Raw genomic sequence first — 18,954 nt, 5'->3', positions numbered from 1 at the left:
CAGACATGGTCAAATTAGAAAGAGCAGAACATCTCATGCTGGCGCGCCAGCTCCCTACACAAACCGTTGCCCTTGTACTGGCTGGTGGACGCGGTACGCGTCTGGTCGATCTTACCGCTAAGCGTGCCAAGCCCGCCGTTCACTTTGGTGGCAAATTCCGCATTATCGACTTTGCACTTTCCAACTGTGTGAACTCAGGGATTCGCCGCATTGGGGTCATTACGCAATACCAGTCTCATACGTTAACTCAACATATTCAGCGTGGTTGGTCTATCTTCAACGAAGAGATGAATGAATTTGTTGACCTGCTACCTGCGCAGCAGCGCTTCTCGACGGAGCAATGGTATCGCGGAACAGCGGATGCAGTAACACAGAACCTTGACGTTATCCGACGCTATGGCGCGCAGTACGTCGTCATCCTGGCCGGTGATCATATCTATAAGATGGATTACTCAAGGATGTTGCTGGACCACGTGCTGAACGATGCGCGATGCACCATCGCCTGTCTGCCCGTGCCGGTGCATGAGGCGACCGCATTTGGTGTGATGGCCGTCGACGAAAACAATAAAGTAATCGATTTCGTAGAGAAGCCGCCGAAGCCACCGACAATGCCGGGCGATGACACCAAATCGCTGGCCAGTATGGGAATTTATGTCTTCGACGCCGAATACCTCTATGGCTTGCTGGAAGCCGACCTGCATGAAGCAGGTTCAAGCCACGATTTCGGCAAAGATATTCTGCCAAAAGTGGTCGCGAGTGGAGAGGGCTACGCCCATTCGTTTGCGATCTCTTGTGTGCAAAACGATCACGAGGCACCGCCCTACTGGCGGGATGTGGGTACGCTGGAAGCCTACTGGCGCGCCAACCTTGATTTAGCCTCTGTTACACCCGAGCTGGACATGTACGACAGCACCTGGCCGATTCGGACGCACATGGAACCTTTGCCACCGGCAAAGTTTGTTCAGGACCGTTCCGGCAGCCATGGTATGACGATGAACTCACTGGTCTCCGGTGGCTGCATTATCTCGGGATCGGTGGTGGTGAATTCGGTCATGTTTTCCCGCGTGCGGGTGAACTCATTTTGCAATATCGATTCAACGGTACTGCTACCTGATGTGGTAGTCGGCCGATCCTGTCGTCTGCGCCGCTGCGTCATTGACCGCGCCTGTGTGCTGCCAGAAGGGATGGTGATTGGTGAAAACCCTGATGAAGACAGCCGCCGGTTTTTCCGTTCAGAAGAAGGCATTGTACTGGTTACGCGCGCCATGCTGGCCAAACTAAATAGCGCGGGATCATAAACGACAAGCGGCACACAACCCATCGGCACGAGGATCGTGCCTGGTAACTTAATGAGGTCGAGGATGCAGGTTTTACATGTCTGTTCAGAACTTTTCCCGCTGCTGAAAACGGGCGGGCTGGCTGATGTAGTCGGAGCATTACCTCAGGCACAAATTGCGGGTGGAACAGATACGCGTGTGTTGTTACCCGCGTTTCCTGCATTACGTAAAGGAATACCCGATACGCAGGTGGTTGCGGAACTGCAAACCTTTGCCGGTCCGGTGCGCCTGCTTTTTGGGCGATTCGATGGGGTAGGTATCTATCTTATCGACGCTCCCGATCTCTACGATCGGCCGGGCAGTCCTTATCATGATGAATCGCAGTTTGCCTACGTCGACAACTATTTGCGCTTTGCTTTACTGGGGTGGATGGGCTGTGAGTTAGGCTGCGGGCTGGATAGCTACTGGCGACCGGATATTGTTCATGCACACGACTGGCATGCGGGTCTGACGTGTGCTTATCTGGAGGCGCGTGGCCGTCCGGCTAAGTCTGTCTTCACCGTGCATAACCTGGCTTATCAGGGGCTTTTTTCGGCGCACCATTTGGATCAGATTCAGCTGCCACAATCGTTTTTTAACATGTTTGGTCTGGAGTTCTTTGGCCAGATCTCTTACCTGAAGGCCGGCTTGTTCTACGCCGACCACGTGACGGCAGTCAGCCCAACTTACGCGCGTGAAATTACGACGCCAGAGTACGGCTATGGCATGGAAACGTTGCTGGCACAGCGTATGCGTGAAGGTCGCCTGAGCGGCGTTCTGAACGGCGTGGACCCGGCTATTTGGGATCCTTCTCACGATCTGTTGCTGAGCTCCCGCTACAACCGGGATACGCTGGAAGCTAAAGCGGAAAACAAGCGCCAGCTGCAGGTTGCGATGGGACTGAAGGTTGACGATAAAGCACCGGTGTTTGCCGTGATCAGCCGCCTGACCCGGCAAAAAGGGCTGGATCTGGTGCTGGAAGCGCTGCCGGGTTTACTGGCGCAGGGCGGACAGCTGGTGCTGTTAGGACAGGGTGATGCTGAGCTGCAGCAGGGCTTTCTGGCCGCCGCCGCCGAACATCCCGGCAGCGTGGGCGTGCAGATTGGCTACCACGAGGCATTCTCGCATCGCATCGTTGGTGGGGCCGATGTCATTATGGTACCGAGCCGTTTTGAGCCTTGCGGCCTGACACAGCTCTATGGACTGAAATACGGCACGCTGCCACTGGTCCGCCGCACGGGCGGGCTGGCGGATACGGTCAACGACAGTTCGCTAGAAAATTTAGCGGATGGCATTGCCAGTGGGTTCAGTTTCGAAGACAGTAATGCCTGGTCCTTATTAAGGGCCATTCGTCGTGCTTTTGTGTTGTGGTCTCGTCCTTCACTGTGGCGTTATGTGCAGCGTCAGGCGATGGGAATGGACTTTAGCTGGCAGGTTGCCGCTCAAGCCTACCGCGATCTTTACCAACGTTTGTTGTAACGGATTGGGAAACAGAAAATGAATACACCATTCACTTACGCTTCACCTACGTTGACGGTTGATGCCTTAAAGCACTCAATCGCTTACAAACTGATGTTCACCATTGGTAAAGACCCTTCGATTGCGAACAAACATGAATGGCTCAACGCCGCGTTGCTTGCCGTGCGCGATCGCATGGTAGAGCGCTGGCTGCGTTCTAATCGTGCTCAACTTTCCCAGGATGTGCGTCAGGTTTATTACCTGTCGATGGAATTCCTGATGGGCCGCACGTTGGGCAATGCGCTACTGGCCATGGGGATCTACGACGATCTCAATCTGGCACTGGACGAAATGGGCCTCGATCTGGCCGAACTCATGGAAGAAGAGAACGATCCCGGCCTGGGCAACGGGGGTTTAGGCCGTCTTGCCGCCTGCTTCCTGGATTCTCTGGCTACGCTGGGCATGCCCGGACGCGGCTACGGCATCCGCTATGATTACGGCATGTTCAAACAAAATATTGTGGACGGCGAGCAGAAAGAGTCTCCGGATTACTGGCTGGAATACGGTAACCCGTGGGAGTTTCAGCGCTTTAACACCCGTTATAAAGTTCGCTTCGGTGGCCGCGTTCAGCACGAAGGTGCCAAAGTGCGCTGGCTGGAAACCGAAGAAATTCTCGCTATGGCCTACGATCAAATTATCCCTGGCTACGACACTGACTCGACCAATACGTTACGTTTGTGGGGCGCGCAGGCCAGTAACGAAATCAACCTGGGTAAATTCAACCAAGGTGACTATTTTGCGGCTGTGGAAGATAAAAACCACTCAGAAAACGTGTCGCGCGTGCTTTATCCCGATGACTCGACCTATTCCGGGCGTGAGCTTCGTTTGCGTCAGGAGTACTTCCTGGTGTCAGCTACCGTGCAGGATATCCTGAATCGCCACTGGATGATGCACCGCACCTGGAACAATCTGGCTGATAAAATCGCCATTCACCTTAATGACACACATCCGGTGTTAGCGATTCCTGAGCTGATGCGGTTGTTGATTGATGAGCATAAATTCACCTGGGATGATGCGTTTGATGTGTGCTGCCAGGTGTTCTCTTACACCAACCACACGTTAATGACTGAAGCCCTGGAAACCTGGCCGGTAGACATGATCGGTAAGATCCTGCCGCGTCATCTGAGCATCATCTTTGAAATCAACGACTTTTTCCTTAAAACGATTCAGGAATACTATCCAGACGACTGGGATCTGCTGTCGCGTATTTCGATCATCGACGAGAACGACGGGCGTCGGGTACGTATGGCCTGGCTGGCTGTTGTTGTCAGTCATAAGGTTAACGGCGTTTCTGAACTGCACTCGAACCTGATGGTTCAGTCCCTGTTTGCCGATTTCTCGCGGCTGTTCCCAGGCCGATTCTGTAACAAAACCAACGGCGTAACGCCACGTCGCTGGCTGGCGCTGGCTAATCCGCCACTGTCAGAATTACTGGACGAACAAATTGGCCGTAACTGGCGCACCGATCTAAGCCAGCTCAGTGAACTCAAAAGCTGTGTTGATTATCCTGCGTTTATTGAGAAAGTGGCCGAAGCCAAGCTGGAAAACAAAAAACGTCTGGCGATCTGGGTGGCGAAGAATCTGGATGTCGTTATCGATCCTAACGCGCTGTTTGACGTACAGATTAAGCGCATCCATGAGTACAAGCGCCAGTTGCTTAACGTTTTGCACGTGATTACGCGCTACAACCGCATCAAAGCCGATCCGGACGCCGAGTGGGTGCCGCGTGTTAACATTTTTGCAGGTAAAGCCGCGTCCGCTTACTACGTTGCCAAGCACATTATTCATCTGATTAACGATGTGGCTAAGGTCATCAACAACGATCCTCAGGTTAAAAACAAACTTAAGGTCGTATTTATTCCTAACTACAGCGTGAGTCTGGCGCAGATTATTATTCCTGCTGCCGATCTCTCTGAGCAGATTTCAACGGCAGGTACCGAAGCATCGGGTACCAGTAATATGAAATTTGCGCTCAACGGCGCGTTGACTATCGGCACGCTGGACGGGGCCAACGTTGAAATGCTGGAGCACGTGGGTAAAGAGAACATCTTCATTTTTGGTAACACAACGCCGCAGGTCGAAGCCTTGCGTAAAGCAGGTTATAACCCGCGTAAATACTATGAAGAAGATGCAGAGTTGCATCAGGTGCTGACTCAGTTGGCCTCAGGCGTCTTTAGTCCGCAGGATCCCGGCCGTTACCGTAATCTGTTCGACCTGCTGGTCAACTTCGGCGATCACTATCAGCTGTTGGCAGATTACCGCAGCTATGTGGATACGCAGGATAAGGTTGATGAACTGTATCGCCAGCCGGATGTCTGGCAGCACCGGGCGGCTATGAACATTGCTGGCATGGGCTATTTCTCGTCTGACCGTACGATTCAGGAATATGCGGATGAGATTTGGAATATTTCGCCGGTAAGGTTGTAGTTTGGCGGTAACGTTTCTGCTCTGAGCAGGTTCCGCCCGCAACGGTTGTGCACCTGGCAGGTGTGGGGGCACGGTCTTGCATTGAGCAGGTTCCGCCCACCAGGCGCCGGGGAGTTTCAGCCTGTCCGTGCAGGCGGTCGGGTTAAGGGGCTCGCGCCAGCCCCTTAACAATCCCGGCGTCCGGCAGCCGCCGCTGTACCTTCGTCACTCACTGCGGCCTGACGGACCGTCCGGATGCGCCATCCCTGGCGCAGCCGTCCTCGTCGCGGCTTCCGTGCCGCGCCGTCCTGGCCTCCGTTCTTTCCTCAGCGCGGCGGATGCCTTCTGAAAACCCCTCGTCTGTGAGATTTTCTGTTTTTCCAAAAGGCTGGTTTTGTCTGTTATTAACAGCATGCAATGGAATTCTGATGAAACAAAAAATGAACACTAATGGGGCGGATGCTTTTATGACACCTGAAGCGATACGGAAGTTGGTCTTAACCCAGAGACTGAAGCGGGGGAGTGGGCCGGCCTTCCCGTCCCGCTGAGCGGACGCAGGATTTCCGGATGAGCCGACAGGACGTCGGCGAAAGTCAGGCCGCGCCAGGGACGGCGCGTCCTGGCGGTCCGGCAGAAATCCTGAAGCAGCGAAGGCACCGCGCAGCGGCGGGTGGGCAGGACGGGAGCCTGGGGTCAAGGGGCCGCGGCGACTGGCGGCCCCTTGTCGGTCGCCCGCACGGGGCGGACTGAAACTGCCCGCCGCCTGGCGAGCGAAACCTTCTCAGAGTTACATAACTGGACGCCGCTCAGGCAACCAACCAAAAGCCACGTTCATGCAATGAACCTCAACACGTTGCCGCGCAGGCAAAAAAAACGGCACAACAGGCCGCAACCTGTTGCACCGCGCTTTCAGCGCTGACGCGCGACTACGATGCCAGCGACAGCGTAGGCTTCGCCTTAGCCGCCAGCCATTCGGCAATGCGTGCCTGCTGGGCTTCGTTCAGCCACATACCTTGCTTGGTACGGCGCCAGATAGCATCATCCACTTCACGCACCCACTCATGCTGCACAAGATAACGTAACTCCGCCTCATAAAACTCATGACCGAAGTTTTCACCCAGGTCTTCCAGCGATGTCGCGTCTTTAAGCAGCACTTCGGTGCTGCTACCGTAAGTGCGGGCGTAGTGACGTGCCATGTTTTCAGTAATGAACGGGTAACGGCGGCGCAGGCTGGCAGCGTAATCGTCGCTGCTGCCGGAAATATTACCGCCGGGCAGCACGCAGTTTTTAGTCCATGCTGCGCCCGCATCAGGATAATACTTCGACAGCTTCTCCAGCGCATGCTCGGCCAGCTTACGGTAAGTCGTCAATTTGCCACCAAAAACGGACAGCAGCGGTGTCTGACCGTTGTCATCGCGGACATCCAGGGTGTAATCGCGAGTGATCGCCTGCGGCGAATCGGACTCGTCATCACAAAGCGGACGCACGCCGGAATAGGTCCACACAATGTCGTCAGGCGTCAGCTGCTTTTTGAAATGGCCGTTGTACACCTTCAGGATGTAGTCGATTTCATTATCATCAATAGCGACGCTTTTCGGATCGCCTTTGTATTCCACGTCGGTGGTGCCGATGATAGAAAACTCATCCATCCACGGAATGACAAACACAATACGGTTATCTTCGTTTTGCAGGATATAAGCCTGCTTCTCATTGTGAACGCGCGGCACCACAATATGGCTGCCTTTGATCAGGCGAATACCGTAAGGCGATTTCAGCTCCAGGCCATCGTCGAAGAACTGCTTAACCCATGGACCGGCGGCGTTGACCAGGCCTTTGGCCTGCCAGGTGAAGGTTTTGCCGCTGTCGATATCCTCAGCTTCTACCATCCACAGGCCGTTCTCACGCCATGCGCGAGTCACGCGAGTGCGGGTACGCACCTCACCACCATGTTTAACCACTTCCTGCGCATTGAGTACCACCATTCGGGCATCGTCCACCCAGCAGTCGGAATACTCAAAACCGCGCTTAATTTCAGGCTTAAGTGCAGACTCTGCACCAAAGCTCAGGCTTTTACTGCCCGGCAGACTCGTGCGCTTGCCCAAGTGATCGTACATAAACAGACCGGTACGGATCATCCACGCCGGACGCAGATGCGGGCGGTGTGGTAAGCGAAAGCGCATTGGGAACGCGATATGGGGTGCCATCTTTAACAGCACTTCGCGCTCGGCCAGCGCTTCGCTCACCAGACGGAATTCATAATGTTCAAGGTAGCGCAGGCCACCGTGAATCAGCTTTGAGCTGGCGGAAGAGGTCGCGCAAGCCAGGTCCCGCGCCTCTAGCATTAACACCGACAGTCCGCGTCCTGCAGCGTCTGCTGCGATGCCAGCACCGTTGATGCCGCCGCCGATAACGATCAGGTCTTTGGTTTCCACGTTGTCTCCTCCGATGTTCGGAATAGTTCACTTATGTTCGTTTTCGAGCATAATCATAATCGCAAACCAACATTGATGCCAGTATTTAACCACCTAAAAACAATTTTGCGTGATATGGATAACATTATCTGGGCGCAAAGGTGAATAGCCGTAGTGATTGTCAGGTTATTGGTGAGGATTATCAGGTTACACTAGACGTCATTTTGATGATGTTATGAGAGACACCATGGAAACTTACCAATGTATTGATGTTCATCAGGCTCAACAGCGGCTGGCACAAGGCGCAGTAATGGTGGATATCCGCGATGCGCAAAGTTTTGCTCTTGGTCATGCCAACGGCGCCTTGCATTTATCGAATAACAACCTTAATGATTTTATCAGTTCAACCGATACAAGTCTGCCGGTGCTGGTAATGTGCTATCACGGCAACAGCAGTAAAAGTGCAGCGGATTATCTGCACGCCCAGGGATTTACCACTGCTTACAGTATTGATGGCGGGTTTGATGCCTGGCGCGCCGCCTTCCCTCAACAGGTGACCAGTGGCGCTGAGTGACTGGTCAGGCGTAACACGGAGAGTGAGTAATGCGCATTACCCAATTTAACCAGCCGCGCATGGCGCAGGCTTTTGTTGACTATATGGCAACGCGCGGCGTGAAATTGCGTATTGAACGTGAAAGTCATTACGTCATTATGCTGGATGATGAAAGCCAGCTTTCGATGGTCGAAAACGAACTTCAGCAGTTTGTGCGCGATCCCAACCATCCGCGCTACCAGGCGGCAAGCTGGCACAGTGGTAAAACCGACAGCGGGTTGCGCTATGAGCGAAGCAATATCTGGGCAAACATCCGTGAGCGTGCCGGGCCGTTGACCATGGTGGTTATGTTTGCCTGTATTGCGGTATTTGTGCTGATGCAGGTACTGGGCGATCGTACCGTAATGTACTGGCTGGCGTGGCCAGATGCCGATCAACATTTTGAGATCTGGCGCTGGTTTAGCCATGTGCTACTTCACTTTTCACTGTTGCACATCCTGTTTAATCTGATGTGGTGGTGGTATCTCGGTGGAGCCGTAGAAAAACGTCTGGGCAGCGGTAAGCTTTTTGTTATTTTTATCATTTCTGCACTGCTCAGCGGCTGGCTTCAGTCGAAATTTAGCGGTATCTGGTTTGGCGGCCTGTCCGGTGTGGTCTATGCGCTGATGGGATACTGCTGGCTGCGCGGTGAACGCGATCCCGACAGCGGTGTTTATCTGGAGCGTGGGTTAATCGGCTTTGCACTTGTCTGGCTGGTGGTGGGCTGGTTTGGTGCATTTGGTCTGGCTATCGCTAACGCAGCACACGTTGGTGGCCTGCTTGTCGGACTGGCAATGGCGTTTGTCGACACACGCAAGCGTAAACGGTAGTCACAACGAATAAGAATAAGCCCGAAACAGGAGAGGAATGTGAAGCAGACGCAACGTCATGACGCCATTATTGATCTGGTTCGGCGTCAGGGATATGTCAGTACTGAGGAGCTGGTCGATCATTTTGAGGTCAGCCCACAAACGATTCGTCGTGATTTAAACGACCTTGCCGATCAAAATAAAATTCAGCGCCACCACGGCGGCGCGGCCTTGCCTTCCAGTTCAGAGAATACCGCCTGGCAGGATCGCAAGATGATGTGGTCAGCTGAAAAAGCGCGTATCGCACAGCGGGTGGCCAGCCAGATACCGGACGGGGCGACGCTGTTTATCGATATCGGTACCACACCAGAAGCCGTGGCACATGCGTTGTTAAACCATAGCGATTTACGCGTGGTGACCAACAACCTGAACGTGGCAATGCTGTTGATGGGCAAGCCAGACTTCAGGGTCATTATCGCCGGTGGAGAAGTGCGTACGCGTGACGGCGCAGTCATGGGGGAAGCGACGCTGGACTTTATTTCACAGTTTCGTCTTGATTACGGCATCCTCGGGATCAGCGGCATCGATATGGACGGATCGCTGCTGGAGTTTGACTACCACGAAGTCCGTACCAAACGCGCCATCATCGAAAACTCCCGCTGTGTCATGTTGGTGGTAGACCACTCGAAATTTGGCCGTAACGCGATGGTCAATCTGGGGAATATGAGCCAGCTCGACTATCTCTACACCGATAAGATGCCGCCTAACAGCATCATGAAAGTTATTGAACAGCATGAGGTTCACCTCGAACTCTGCTGAGACCTGCACGCCAGTCAGATCACTGGCGTTTTTCAAACCTGCCTGTCGCTTTTTTCTCCACTCGCGTATTTAATTAACATGGCCGCCAGCAATATGGCTGGCCCATGCGCATTCCATTTTTGCTTTACCCATATGGATACAAAAGGGAGTGATATGCCACAGCAGAAATTCAACAAATCCCGTTTTCAGGCTGCGTTAACCCGCCACTGGCAACATCTTGGTTTCTCCTCCGCAAAACAAATGACGCCGCACCAGTGGTGGCAGGCACTGAGTGCCACGGTCAACGAATTGCTCAACGCCCAACCGGCGGTCCGGGGCGCGCAACCCCAGCGTCACGTTAACTATCTCTCAATGGAGTTTCTGCTGGGGCGCCTTACAGGAAATAACCTGATGAATCTGGGGTGGTACGACGAGGTCAAATCCCTGCTGGCGGAATACCAGGTTGAGTTAAGCGAATTACTGGAAGAAGAAGTTGATCCGGCATTGGGGAACGGTGGCCTGGGCAGGCTGGCTGCCTGTTACATGGACTCAATGGCGACGGTTGGGCAGCCCGCTACCGGGCACGGGCTTAACTACCAGTACGGTTTGTTTCGCCAGCGTTTTGCAGAGGGGAAACAGGTCGAGGAACCCGACGACTGGGCGCGCGAGACGTACCCCTGGTTTCGGCATAACGCCGCGCTGGATGTCCGCGTCGCGATGGGCGGAAAAGTCATTAAGCAGGATGACGGGCGTAAAGTGTGGGAGCCCGCCATTTATCTTCGTGGAGAAGCCTGGGATTTACCGGTAACAGGTTATCGCAATGGCGTCACCCTGCCGTTGAGGCTGTGGAAAGCGACCAGTGAGCATCCCTTTGACCTGACCCTGTTCAACGACGGTCAGTTTTTGCAGGCTGAGAAGCAGGGGATTGATGCCGCCAGCCTGACCAAAGTGCTCTATCCCAATGATAACCATCCACAGGGCAAACGCCTGCGTCTGATGCAGCAGTATTTTCAGTGTGCCTGTGCGGTGGCCGATATTCTGCGTCGCCATCATCAGGCGGGGAGAAGCATTCATGCGCTGCCTGATTTTGAGGTCATTCAGCTTAACGATACGCATCCCACTATCGCCATTCCGGAGATGCTGCGCCTACTGCTGGATGAGCACCAGCTAAGTTGGGACGAGGCCTGGCACATCACCAGCCGCGTGTTTGCCTATACCAATCACACCTTAATGCCCGAAGCTCTGGAGCGCTGGGATGAGAAGCTGATACGCAGCCTGCTGCCGCGCCACATGATGATCATCAAAGAGATCAACCGTCGCCTCAAACAGCAGGTTAAACAGCGCTGGCCTGATGACAAAGCGCTTTGGAACAAACTGGCTGTGGTCGCCGAGGGGCAGGTCAGAATGGCTAATCTTTGCGTTGTCAGTGGCTTTGCGGTGAATGGCGTGGCGGCCCTGCATTCCGGGCTGGTCGTGACGGATCTTTTTCCCGAGTACCATCAGCTCTGGCCGCAGAAGTTTCATAATGTCACCAACGGCATTACGCCGCGCCGCTGGATAAAGCAGTGCAATCCTGCGCTGGCTGGCCTGATTGATGACACCCTGAAGCGTGAATGGGTCAACAACCTGACCGCGCTGCAGGGCCTTGAGCCTTACGCCGACGATCCCGTTTTCCGTGAGCGTTTTCGCGCGGTTAAGCAACACAACAAAGCGCGGTTAGCCACCTATATTGCTCAGCACACCGGCATTGTGGTTAATCCAAACGCGATTTTTGACGTGCAGATTAAGCGGCTACATGAATATAAACGTCAGCATCTGGGTCTGCTCCATATTCTGCACTGCTATAAAAACGTCCGCGACAACCCCAATGACGCCAGTATCATCCCCAGAGTGTTTCTGTTTGGGGCAAAGGCGGCACCAGGCTACTACCTGGCAAAGAACATTATCTATGCCATTAACAAGGTGGCAGAGGTGGTGAACAACGATCCGCTTGTCGGCGACAAGCTGAAGGTGGTCTTTATTCCGGATTACCGCATCACGGCCGCCGAATACCTGATTCCCGCCGCCGATCTGTCAGAGCAGATTTCCACCGCAGGCTATGAAGCTTCCGGCACCGGCAACATGAAACTTGCACTGAATGGCGCGCTGACTATCGGCACGCTGGATGGCGCCAACGTGGAAATTGCGGAGCAGGTAGGGGCAGAAAATATCTTTATTTTTGGCAATACCGTGGATGACGTTAAAGCCCTCAAGGCCGGAGGCTACAAACCGCAAAAAGTCCGTAAGCACAACAAGGAACTGGATGAACTGTTGAGATCACTGAAAAAAGGAACGTTCAGTCATGGCGATAAGCATGCATTCAACCTAATGTTGGATAGCCTGACAAAAAATGGCGATCCCTGGCTGGTGCTGGCGGATTATCAGGCCTATATCGATGCGCAGAAACGGGTTGAGGCCTTGTGGCGCGATCGGGAAGCCTGGACGCGCGCCGCCATTCTCAACACGGCGCGAACCGGTATTTTTAGTTCGGATCGGTCGATTCGGGACTATCAACAGCGCATCTGGCAGGCGCAACGCTAAGGAATTGCGATGAAATCCACTTCACTTGATAAAGCCGCCCAGGCGGCGGGAATAGCGCTCACGTATTTCGATGCGAACGGTGAACCTGAAGCCATCAGCGATGATACCAAACGCGCCTTACTGGGCATAATGGAAAACCCACAGAAAGCCGGTAAATCTCCGCTGCCCCCCGTTGTGGTTTTTAGCGGTAACCGTAAACGCGAGCTGACGCCTCAGATGGACGGCAGCTTCCGCTGGCAGTTGCAGACAGAGAAAGGCAAAACCCTTAGCGGAACCCTCGAAGGCGGTGCGCCCTTTAAACTGCCTTCGCCTCTGGGGCAGGGTTATCACCAGCTGACCTTGAGCAAGGGCAAGCGTGAGTGGCAGACGCGTGTGATCGTGACACCGCGCCGTTGTTATCTGCCACCGGCCTTGCGCGCCGGAGAGAAACGCTGGGGGGCGCTGGTGCAGCTTTATACCGTGCGTTCAGAGAAAAACTGGGGCATCGGTGATTTTGGCGATCTGGAAATGTTGCTGGAGCAGCTTGCCGCACGCGGCGGCGACTTTGTTGGCCTGAACCCGTTGCATGCGCTCTATCCGTCCAGCCCCGCTTTTGCCAGCCCCTACAGCCCTTCATCGCGCCGCTGGCTGAATATTATTTACATCGATGTGGCACAGGTTGCCGATTTCCAACAAAGCAGCGCGGGTCAGAAGTGGTGGAAAAGTGCCAAAACCCAAAAGGCGTTAAAGCAAGCCCGTGAAAGCGAATGGGTGGATTATGACGCGGTTATGGCACTGAAAATTACGGCATTACGTCACGGCTGGGCCCGGTTCCAGTCGCGCGATGCGCAAGACGCACAGAAGCAGCAGTTTGCGGATTTCATCCAGCAGGGGGGCGACAGCCTGCGCTATCAGGCGGCCTATGAGGGTCTGCAGGCTGAAATGCAGGGGAAAGGTGCCACGCACGCGGGCTGGCCGGCCTGGCCTGAGCGCTGGCGTAACAGTCAGTCTTCTGACGTTCAGGATTGGTGCGCGCAGCACGCGGATGAGATTGCCTTCTGGCAGTGGTTACAGTGGCTGGCACAGCAGCAGTTCTCTCAGTGTTGGGCACGGAGCCAGGCGCTGGGCATGAGCGTGGGGCTGTATCGTGATTTAGCGGTCGGTGTGGCCGAAGGCAGTGCCGAAACCTGGCACGATCCGGAGCTGTACCGCCTTAAGGCATCAATTGGCGCGCCGCCTGACAGGCTGGGGCCGTTGGGGCAAAACTGGGGGCTGCCGCCAATGGATCCTCACGTATTGCAGGCCAGGGGCTATCAACCATTTATTGATATCCTGCGCGCCAATATGCGTGACTGCGGGGCGCTGCGTATTGACCACGTCATGGCTCTGCTGCGCCTCTGGTGGGTTCCGGCAGGTGAAACGGCGGATAAAGGCGCCTACGTCGCTTACCCTGTGCACGATCTGCTTGGCATTCTGGCGCTGGAAAGCCAGCGTTTGCGCTGTATGGTGATTGGTGAGGATCTCGGTACGGTACCTAAAGAGATCGTCAGCCTGCTGCGCGACAGCGGCGTGTTTTCCTGGAAAGTCTTGTGGTTTGAGCAGGAAAAACAGGGGACTTACCGTGCCCCCCAGGCCTATCCACGCCAGTCCATTGCCAGCGCCAGTACGCACGATCTTCCCACGTTGACCGGCTTCTGGAGTGCAGGTGATTTAGAGCTTGGCGAGAAAATCGGGCTTTATCCAGACGGGCAAACGGTACAGAACCTGCAGCAGCAGCGGATGAAGCAAAAACAGGCCTTACTGGATGCTCTGCATAAAGCGGGAGCCGTACCGTCGCGCAGCGCAAAGCGGGCGGATGCTCTGGCGATGACGGCCGAACTGAATCAGTCCGTTCACCGTTTTCTGGCGGACACGAACAGTGCGCTGCTGGGGCTACAGCCGGAAGACTGGCTGGGGATGACGACGCCGGTGAATGTGCCGGGTACGGTCGATCAATATCCCAACTGGCGGCGCAAGCTCGCGCAGCCGCTGGAACGCATTTTTGCCGACGATAACGTGAATAAACTGCTGGAAACCGTGACTAAACGACGCAAGGCAGGATAACGGATGCGCGCGACAGCCGGGCTGTCGCGCGTAAACATCAGTAGAAAGAGTGCTCGCCACGCTGATGTTCGGTGATATCGCGCACGCCTTTCAGCTGCGGGAACGCCGCCAGCAGTTCTTTCTCAATGCCGTCTTTAAGGGTGACGTCGATCATCGAACAGCCGTTACAGCCGCCGCCGAATTGCAGAATAGCAAAACCGTCGTCGGTGATTTCCATCAGCGAAACGCGACCGCCGTGGCCTGCCAGCTGCGGGTTAATCTGAGCCTGTAACAGGTACTCAACACGCTCAACCATCGGCGCATCATCGGAAACTTTACGCATTTTGGCATTAGGCGCCTTGAGCGTCAGCTGCGAACCCAGGTTATCCGTTACGAAGTCGATTTCAGCGTCTTCCAAATAGGGCGCGCTCAGCTCATCCACATAGGCTGACAGCTTTTCAAATTTCAGTTCAGTATCTGTCGCTTCTACCGCATCCGGTGGGCAGTAGGACACACCGCATTCGGCAGTTGGCGTACCCGGGTTAATCACGAATACGCGAATCTGGGTGCCATCTTCTTGTTTGGATAGCAGTTTTGAAAAATGCTCTTGGGCAGAATCAGTAATTCGGATCATGTCAGTTGCTCAATAGTTGACTAATTTAGTTGGTTATAATACGCCCATCATTCAGGCTCTACAAGGTACGGCACAGGCACCACACTTGCACGCTGGCTGCGCCTCGCCCCTGTAACAGGCGGCTGATTTCTCTGACCGTGCTGCCGGTCGTCACCACATCATCGATTAAGGCGATATGGCGTCCGTTAACATCCGTTTCAAGGCAAAACGCACCGCGTAGATTGCGGCGCCGCTGACGGGCACTCAACTGATGCTGAACGGCGCCGGCGCGCTGACGGGATAACGCCAGGCTGAATTCACACTCCAGCCAGCGTGCCAGCGGCGTTGCCAACAGGGCCGTCTGGTTGTAACCGCGCCGCCAGCAGCGTCGGGCATGCAGCGGAACACACATCAGTAAGTCGGGACGAACGGTCTGTCCTCTGCGATACGCATTGAGCCAGCTTAGCAAAAGCAGCCGGGCCAGCATCACCCTGAGTGCGGTAATACCCGAAAATTTTAATTGATTCACCCATGTGCTGAGCGGGGGCTGATAGTGGCTGACGCAGATTAGCGCCTGCCAGGGCGGCGGTCTAAGCAGGCAACGACCGCAGGGCAGAGCATCGGATGCGGCAGGAAGGCCGCAGCACGGACACAGTGACGGCAGCCGTGGTAGCTGGCGCAGGCAAATGCTGCAGAGTCCATGCAGGGCAATCCGCAAGGGTAACTGACATAGCCAACACAGGGCGGGCATTGGTAGCATAGTGACCTCCTTATCAATCATGGAATAGTAACGGATGAGCTCACTTTACTGGCATACCTGTGGCGAAGGAGATGACGATCTTGTGCTGCTGCACGGCTGGGGACTGAATGCGGAAGTGTGGCAAAACATTGTGCCGCGACTCAGCGCACAGTTTCGCCTGCACCTGGTGGATCTGCCTGGCTATGGTCGCAGCCGCGGGTTTGCTGCCCTGTCGCTGGAACAGATGGCGCAGGCACTGGTGCCCTTTCTGCCGCCTCGCGCCATTGTGCTGGGGTGGTCGCTTGGTGGGTTGGTCGCCACACAGCTGGCGTTGAGCGAGCCAGAGCGGTTACGCGCCCTGATTACGGTGGCTTCTTCGCCCTGTTTTACGGCCCGCGATGACTGGCCGGGTATTGCCCCCTTAACCCTGCATAACTTCCAGCAGCAGCTCAGTCACGATTTTCAGCGTACCGTCGAGCGTTTTCTGGCGCTGCAGACCATGGGAACGGAAACCGCTCGGGCGGATGCACGTAAGCTTAAGGAGGTGGTATTGTCGCAGCCGATGCCAGACGTGGACGTGCTCAATGGCGGCCTGACGATTCTGAGCGACGATGACTTGCGTGACAGGCTTACGGCCATTACGCTGCCCTTTTTGCGGATGTATGGCGCGCTGGATGGTCTGGTGCCGCGCCGGATTGTGCAGCAACTCGATCCGCTGCTGCCCACGTCGCCGTCTGTCGTAACGGACAAAGCGGCACATGCCCCCTTTATTTCGCACCCGGATGCGTTCTGCCAGCACATTGTTTCATTTATCAGCAAATTAGACAGATAACCCTGGCCGTTACTGGCAAATTTCTGCGCAGCGGCAATACTTCATGAGTGAGCAAGGCCGCTGCACTTCTATGCGATTAGTCAGGGAGATGACTATGCCGTTCGATATAGCCTTAAGCGATTTGCGGCTGCTTACATCTCAACAATGGATCATGAATGAGGGTAGACAAATGAAGGTTATGAAATGGGTTGTTGCATCAATGATGATGGGCGCAGTGTCATTCTCTGCTCTGGCGGCGAAAGAAGTCACCAAAGAAGAAGTGCAGAAGATGCATCTGACCAAAATCGGCACCGTAAATACCACGGCCGAAACCACGTCGCCGATGGATGCTAAGAAGAAGCTGTCAGAGGCCGCTGATGAGAAGGGTGGCAAATACTTCCTGGTGATCGCGGGTCGTGAGCACGGTAAGTTCAGTGCGACAGCGGAAGTGTACAAGTAATTATCGTAGCCACATGAATTGCCAGGCATCCAGCGTTACTGGCTGGGTGCCATCAATTTTCTCACCGCTTACCACATCCTGAAAAAGATGCGCCTCCGGTAACCGGGCTTCAATCTGCCTGCCACTGAGATTAAACACACACAGTAATTCATCACCGCCGTTATGCGAATAACGCTTCATGATGAGCAGGGCATTATCGCTCTGAAACAACGTCAACGGGTTGTCGGGATGAAAGGCCGTCTGGCGTCGACGCTGCTGAATCAGTTTGCTCAGCCGGGTATAAACCTGATGGCGTAAGCCGTCGCTGTTCACCAGTGCGTCTTCGATAGCGGAGAGCGAATATTTTTGCCGGTTAATGGCCCGGTTATGGCCTGCCTCACGTACGCCGTCATAGTCATTACGCGATCCCAGGATGCTTTGAATATAGACGGCTGGAACACCCGGAAAGGCCAGTAAAATAGCATGCGCCAGCATAAAGCGTTTGAGGCGCGTTTCGTCGTCATCGCCTTCGCGGTTAAGCGCGTCGAAATAGGTCACGTTGATTTCGTATGGGCTGGTGCTGCCGTCAGGATTGTTTTTATAGGAGATCAGCGCCCCCTCCAGTGCCAGATCGCGCACCAGCGCCGTGATCTCCACCTCCGATAAAATCCCGCGTGCCGGATTAAGACCTATACCATCGTGCGAGGCCAGGAAGTTAAAAAAGGTTGTATCGCCATTGCCCACCTGCAGGGTGCTGGCCCATTGACGCAGAGCGCGAGCCGATCCGGTGTGGATGGCGTGTAGCACCAGCGGCGGCAAGGAAAACTGATACACCATCTGGGCTTCGTCTTGCCCGTTACCAAAGTAGCTGATGTTGTCTTTGTGCGGCACATTCGTTTCGGTGATGATGACGGTGCCGGGTGCGACCACGTCGGCAATGGCGCGAAACAGTTTGACCAGCAGATGCGTTTTTTCGAGGTGAATACAGTTCGTGCCTGGCGTTTTCCACATGTATCCCACCGCATCCAGTCGCACATAGTCCGCGCCACGTTTCAGATAGTCGAGTAGCACCTCTACCATGCGCACCAGCACCCTGGGACGGGCAAAGTTAAGGTCAATCTGATCGGCACTGAACGTGGTCCAGACAAAGCGGATTTCACCGTTTTCCAGCGTAAAGGGGGTGAGCAACGGTGACGTTCTTGGCCGCGTGACCGCGCTGAGGTCGGTGGTGGGCGGCAGGCTGATAAAAAAATCATCCCAGCCTTCATCCTGAGCAAGATAATGTTTAAACCACGCACTATGCGCTGACATATGGTTACAGACAAAGTCGAACATCAGGCGCGTTTCCTGATGCAGTAAGGCAATGTCCTGCCAGTCGCCACACAGCGGATCGACCTGATGGTAGTTAATGACCGAAAAGCCGTCGTCAGACGAATAGGGATAAAACGGCAGGAGGTGCACCAGCGGAAACGTGGCGTGCAAATGCTGCTGGTAGAAACGTGAAAAGGTGTTGAGTGTGGGTTTGCCCGGCTCGCGGAACTGATCGGCATACGTAATCAGCACCACGTCCTGCTCATCCCAGTGGGCCTTTCTCGGCAGCTTAGTGGTGTCACGGGCTTCAACGATCGTGGCGAGCAGGCGTTCGCGCATAGCCTGAGGAAAGGCATCGGCATAAATCTTATCGATTAAAGCAGTGATCTTTTCCATTATCAAAGGGTGCCACAGCAGGTGTCGTTATTATGACGGGCGTCTTTTTAGCGTAGCGTCAGGGCGGGGATTTTCAACTCAAACGTGCCAGGTCGGCCTGAAAAGCCAGTGCAAAGCAGCAGGCGTGAAGCCCCACATCGGCAACTGCGCCCGC

General features: G+C 54.7%; 14 protein-coding genes. 10 read left to right on the top strand and 4 right to left on the bottom strand.

The window, feature by feature from the left end; all coding sequences use genetic code 11:
* The first annotated feature begins 5 nt into the window (after positions 1–5).
* From glgC to glgP, 3 genes are all read left to right on the top strand, one after another.
* The gene (glgC, locus tag NYE92_RS13315) at positions 6–1,298 is read left to right on the top strand and encodes a glucose-1-phosphate adenylyltransferase (RefSeq protein ID WP_014604839.1); all 1,293 of its coding nucleotides are present in this window, start codon (positions 6–8) and stop codon (positions 1,296–1,298) included.
* Between the two features lie 63 nt (positions 1,299–1,361).
* On the top strand, positions 1,362–2,795 hold the full coding sequence (gene glgA, locus NYE92_RS13310; protein ID WP_014604840.1) for a glycogen synthase GlgA: 1,434 nt from the start codon (positions 1,362–1,364) through the stop codon (positions 2,793–2,795).
* 18 nt (positions 2,796–2,813) lie between these two features.
* Positions 2,814–5,261 carry a glycogen phosphorylase gene (gene glgP, locus NYE92_RS13305; RefSeq protein ID WP_013027535.1) on the top strand — a complete coding sequence of 816 codons (2,448 nt, stop codon included), beginning with the start codon at positions 2,814–2,816 and terminating at the stop codon, positions 5,259–5,261.
* 905 nt (positions 5,262–6,166) lie between these two features.
* Here glgP and glpD read toward each other — a convergent pair.
* Positions 6,167–7,672 carry a glycerol-3-phosphate dehydrogenase gene (glpD, locus tag NYE92_RS13300; protein ID WP_014604841.1) on the bottom strand — a complete coding sequence of 502 codons (1,506 nt, stop codon included), beginning with the start codon at positions 7,670–7,672 and terminating at the stop codon, positions 6,167–6,169.
* Positions 7,673–7,898: 226 nt separating this feature from the next.
* Here glpD and glpE point away from each other — a divergent pair, with 226 nt between their 5' ends.
* The 5 genes from glpE to malQ all read left to right on the top strand — a co-directional run bounded on the left by glpE (position 7,899) and on the right by malQ (position 14,512).
* Positions 7,899–8,225 (top strand): thiosulfate sulfurtransferase GlpE, encoded by a 327-nt coding sequence (gene glpE / locus NYE92_RS13295; protein WP_014604842.1) that lies wholly within the window; start codon positions 7,899–7,901, stop codon positions 8,223–8,225.
* 29 nt (positions 8,226–8,254) lie between these two features.
* Entirely contained in the window at positions 8,255–9,073 is an 819-nt protein-coding gene (gene glpG, locus NYE92_RS13290; protein WP_013027532.1) for a rhomboid family intramembrane serine protease GlpG, read from the top strand.
* Positions 9,074–9,112: 39 nt separating this feature from the next.
* Complete coding sequence (locus tag NYE92_RS13285) at positions 9,113–9,871, top strand: DeoR/GlpR family transcriptional regulator (RefSeq protein ID WP_013027531.1); 759 nt, start codon at positions 9,113–9,115, stop codon at positions 9,869–9,871.
* A 153-nt stretch (positions 9,872–10,024) separates the two neighbouring features.
* Positions 10,025–12,430: a maltodextrin phosphorylase gene (gene malP, locus NYE92_RS13280; protein ID WP_014604843.1), complete on the top strand. Its 2,406-nt coding sequence runs from the start codon at positions 10,025–10,027 to the stop codon at positions 12,428–12,430.
* Positions 12,431–12,439: 9 nt separating this feature from the next.
* A complete protein-coding gene (gene malQ, locus NYE92_RS13275; RefSeq protein WP_014604844.1) occupies positions 12,440–14,512 on the top strand; it encodes a 4-alpha-glucanotransferase in 2,073 nt (690 codons plus the stop codon).
* Positions 14,513–14,549: 37 nt separating this feature from the next.
* Here malQ and nfuA read toward each other — a convergent pair whose 3' ends face one another.
* Both nfuA and gntX read right to left on the bottom strand, forming a co-directional pair.
* Positions 14,550–15,125, bottom strand: coding sequence for a Fe-S biogenesis protein NfuA (gene nfuA, locus NYE92_RS13270; RefSeq protein ID WP_013027528.1), 576 nt, complete (start codon positions 15,123–15,125; stop codon positions 14,550–14,552).
* Between the two features lie 58 nt (positions 15,126–15,183).
* Positions 15,184–15,864 carry a DNA utilization protein GntX gene (gene gntX / locus NYE92_RS13265; RefSeq protein ID WP_014604845.1) on the bottom strand — a complete coding sequence of 227 codons (681 nt, stop codon included), beginning with the start codon at positions 15,862–15,864 and terminating at the stop codon, positions 15,184–15,186.
* Positions 15,865–15,898: 34 nt separating this feature from the next.
* On the opposite strand from gntX, the gene bioH reads away from it, so the two are divergent.
* Together bioH and NYE92_RS13255 are read left to right on the top strand one after the other, a co-directional pair.
* Positions 15,899–16,675, top strand: coding sequence for a pimeloyl-ACP methyl ester esterase BioH (gene bioH / locus NYE92_RS13260; protein ID WP_014594791.1), 777 nt, complete (start codon positions 15,899–15,901; stop codon positions 16,673–16,675).
* Between the two features lie 169 nt (positions 16,676–16,844).
* The gene (locus NYE92_RS13255; RefSeq protein ID WP_026021071.1) at positions 16,845–17,114 is read left to right on the top strand and encodes a YdgH/BhsA/McbA-like domain containing protein; all 270 of its coding nucleotides are present in this window, start codon (positions 16,845–16,847) and stop codon (positions 17,112–17,114) included.
* On the opposite strand, the gene NYE92_RS13250 is transcribed toward NYE92_RS13255, so the two are convergent.
* Positions 17,115–18,800, bottom strand: coding sequence for an alpha-amylase family glycosyl hydrolase (locus tag NYE92_RS13250; protein ID WP_015699385.1), 1,686 nt, complete (start codon positions 18,798–18,800; stop codon positions 17,115–17,117). It lies immediately after the preceding gene.
* Positions 18,801–18,954: the final 154 nt, after the last annotated feature.

Origin of the sequence: Pantoea sp. B566, assembly GCF_024793925.1 — a bacterium.
Lineage (GTDB): Bacteria > Pseudomonadota > Gammaproteobacteria > Enterobacterales > Enterobacteriaceae > Pantoea > Pantoea ananatis.
Note: the sequence above shows the minus strand (reverse complement) of the source record. Positions and strands in the feature narration are given on the sequence as shown.

Bases quoted from the DNA above. Each gene is read 5' to 3' on its own strand.
- nfuA (WP_013027528.1), bottom strand. From the start codon at position 15,125: ATGATCCGAATTACTGATTCTGCCCAAGAGCATTTTTCAAAACTGCTA.
- glpG (WP_013027532.1), top strand. From the start codon at position 8,255: ATGCGCATTACCCAATTTAACCAGCCGCGCATGGCGCAGGCTTTTGTT.
- bioH (WP_014594791.1), top strand. From the start codon at position 15,899: ATGAGCTCACTTTACTGGCATACCTGTGGCGAAGGAGATGACGATCTT.
- gntX (WP_014604845.1), bottom strand. From the start codon at position 15,864: ATGCTACCAATGCCCGCCCTGTGTTGGCTATGTCAGTTACCCTTGCGG.
- glpE (WP_014604842.1), top strand. From the start codon at position 7,899: ATGGAAACTTACCAATGTATTGATGTTCATCAGGCTCAACAGCGGCTG.
- glgC (WP_014604839.1), top strand. From the start codon at position 6: ATGGTCAAATTAGAAAGAGCAGAACATCTCATGCTGGCGCGCCAGCTC.
- malP (WP_014604843.1), top strand. From the start codon at position 10,025: ATGCCACAGCAGAAATTCAACAAATCCCGTTTTCAGGCTGCGTTAACC.
- malQ (WP_014604844.1), top strand. From the start codon at position 12,440: ATGAAATCCACTTCACTTGATAAAGCCGCCCAGGCGGCGGGAATAGCG.
- glgA (WP_014604840.1), top strand. From the start codon at position 1,362: ATGCAGGTTTTACATGTCTGTTCAGAACTTTTCCCGCTGCTGAAAACG.
- NYE92_RS13250 (WP_015699385.1), bottom strand. From the start codon at position 18,800: ATGGAAAAGATCACTGCTTTAATCGATAAGATTTATGCCGATGCCTTT.
- glgP (WP_013027535.1), top strand. From the start codon at position 2,814: ATGAATACACCATTCACTTACGCTTCACCTACGTTGACGGTTGATGCC.
- NYE92_RS13255 (WP_026021071.1), top strand. From the start codon at position 16,845: ATGAAGGTTATGAAATGGGTTGTTGCATCAATGATGATGGGCGCAGTG.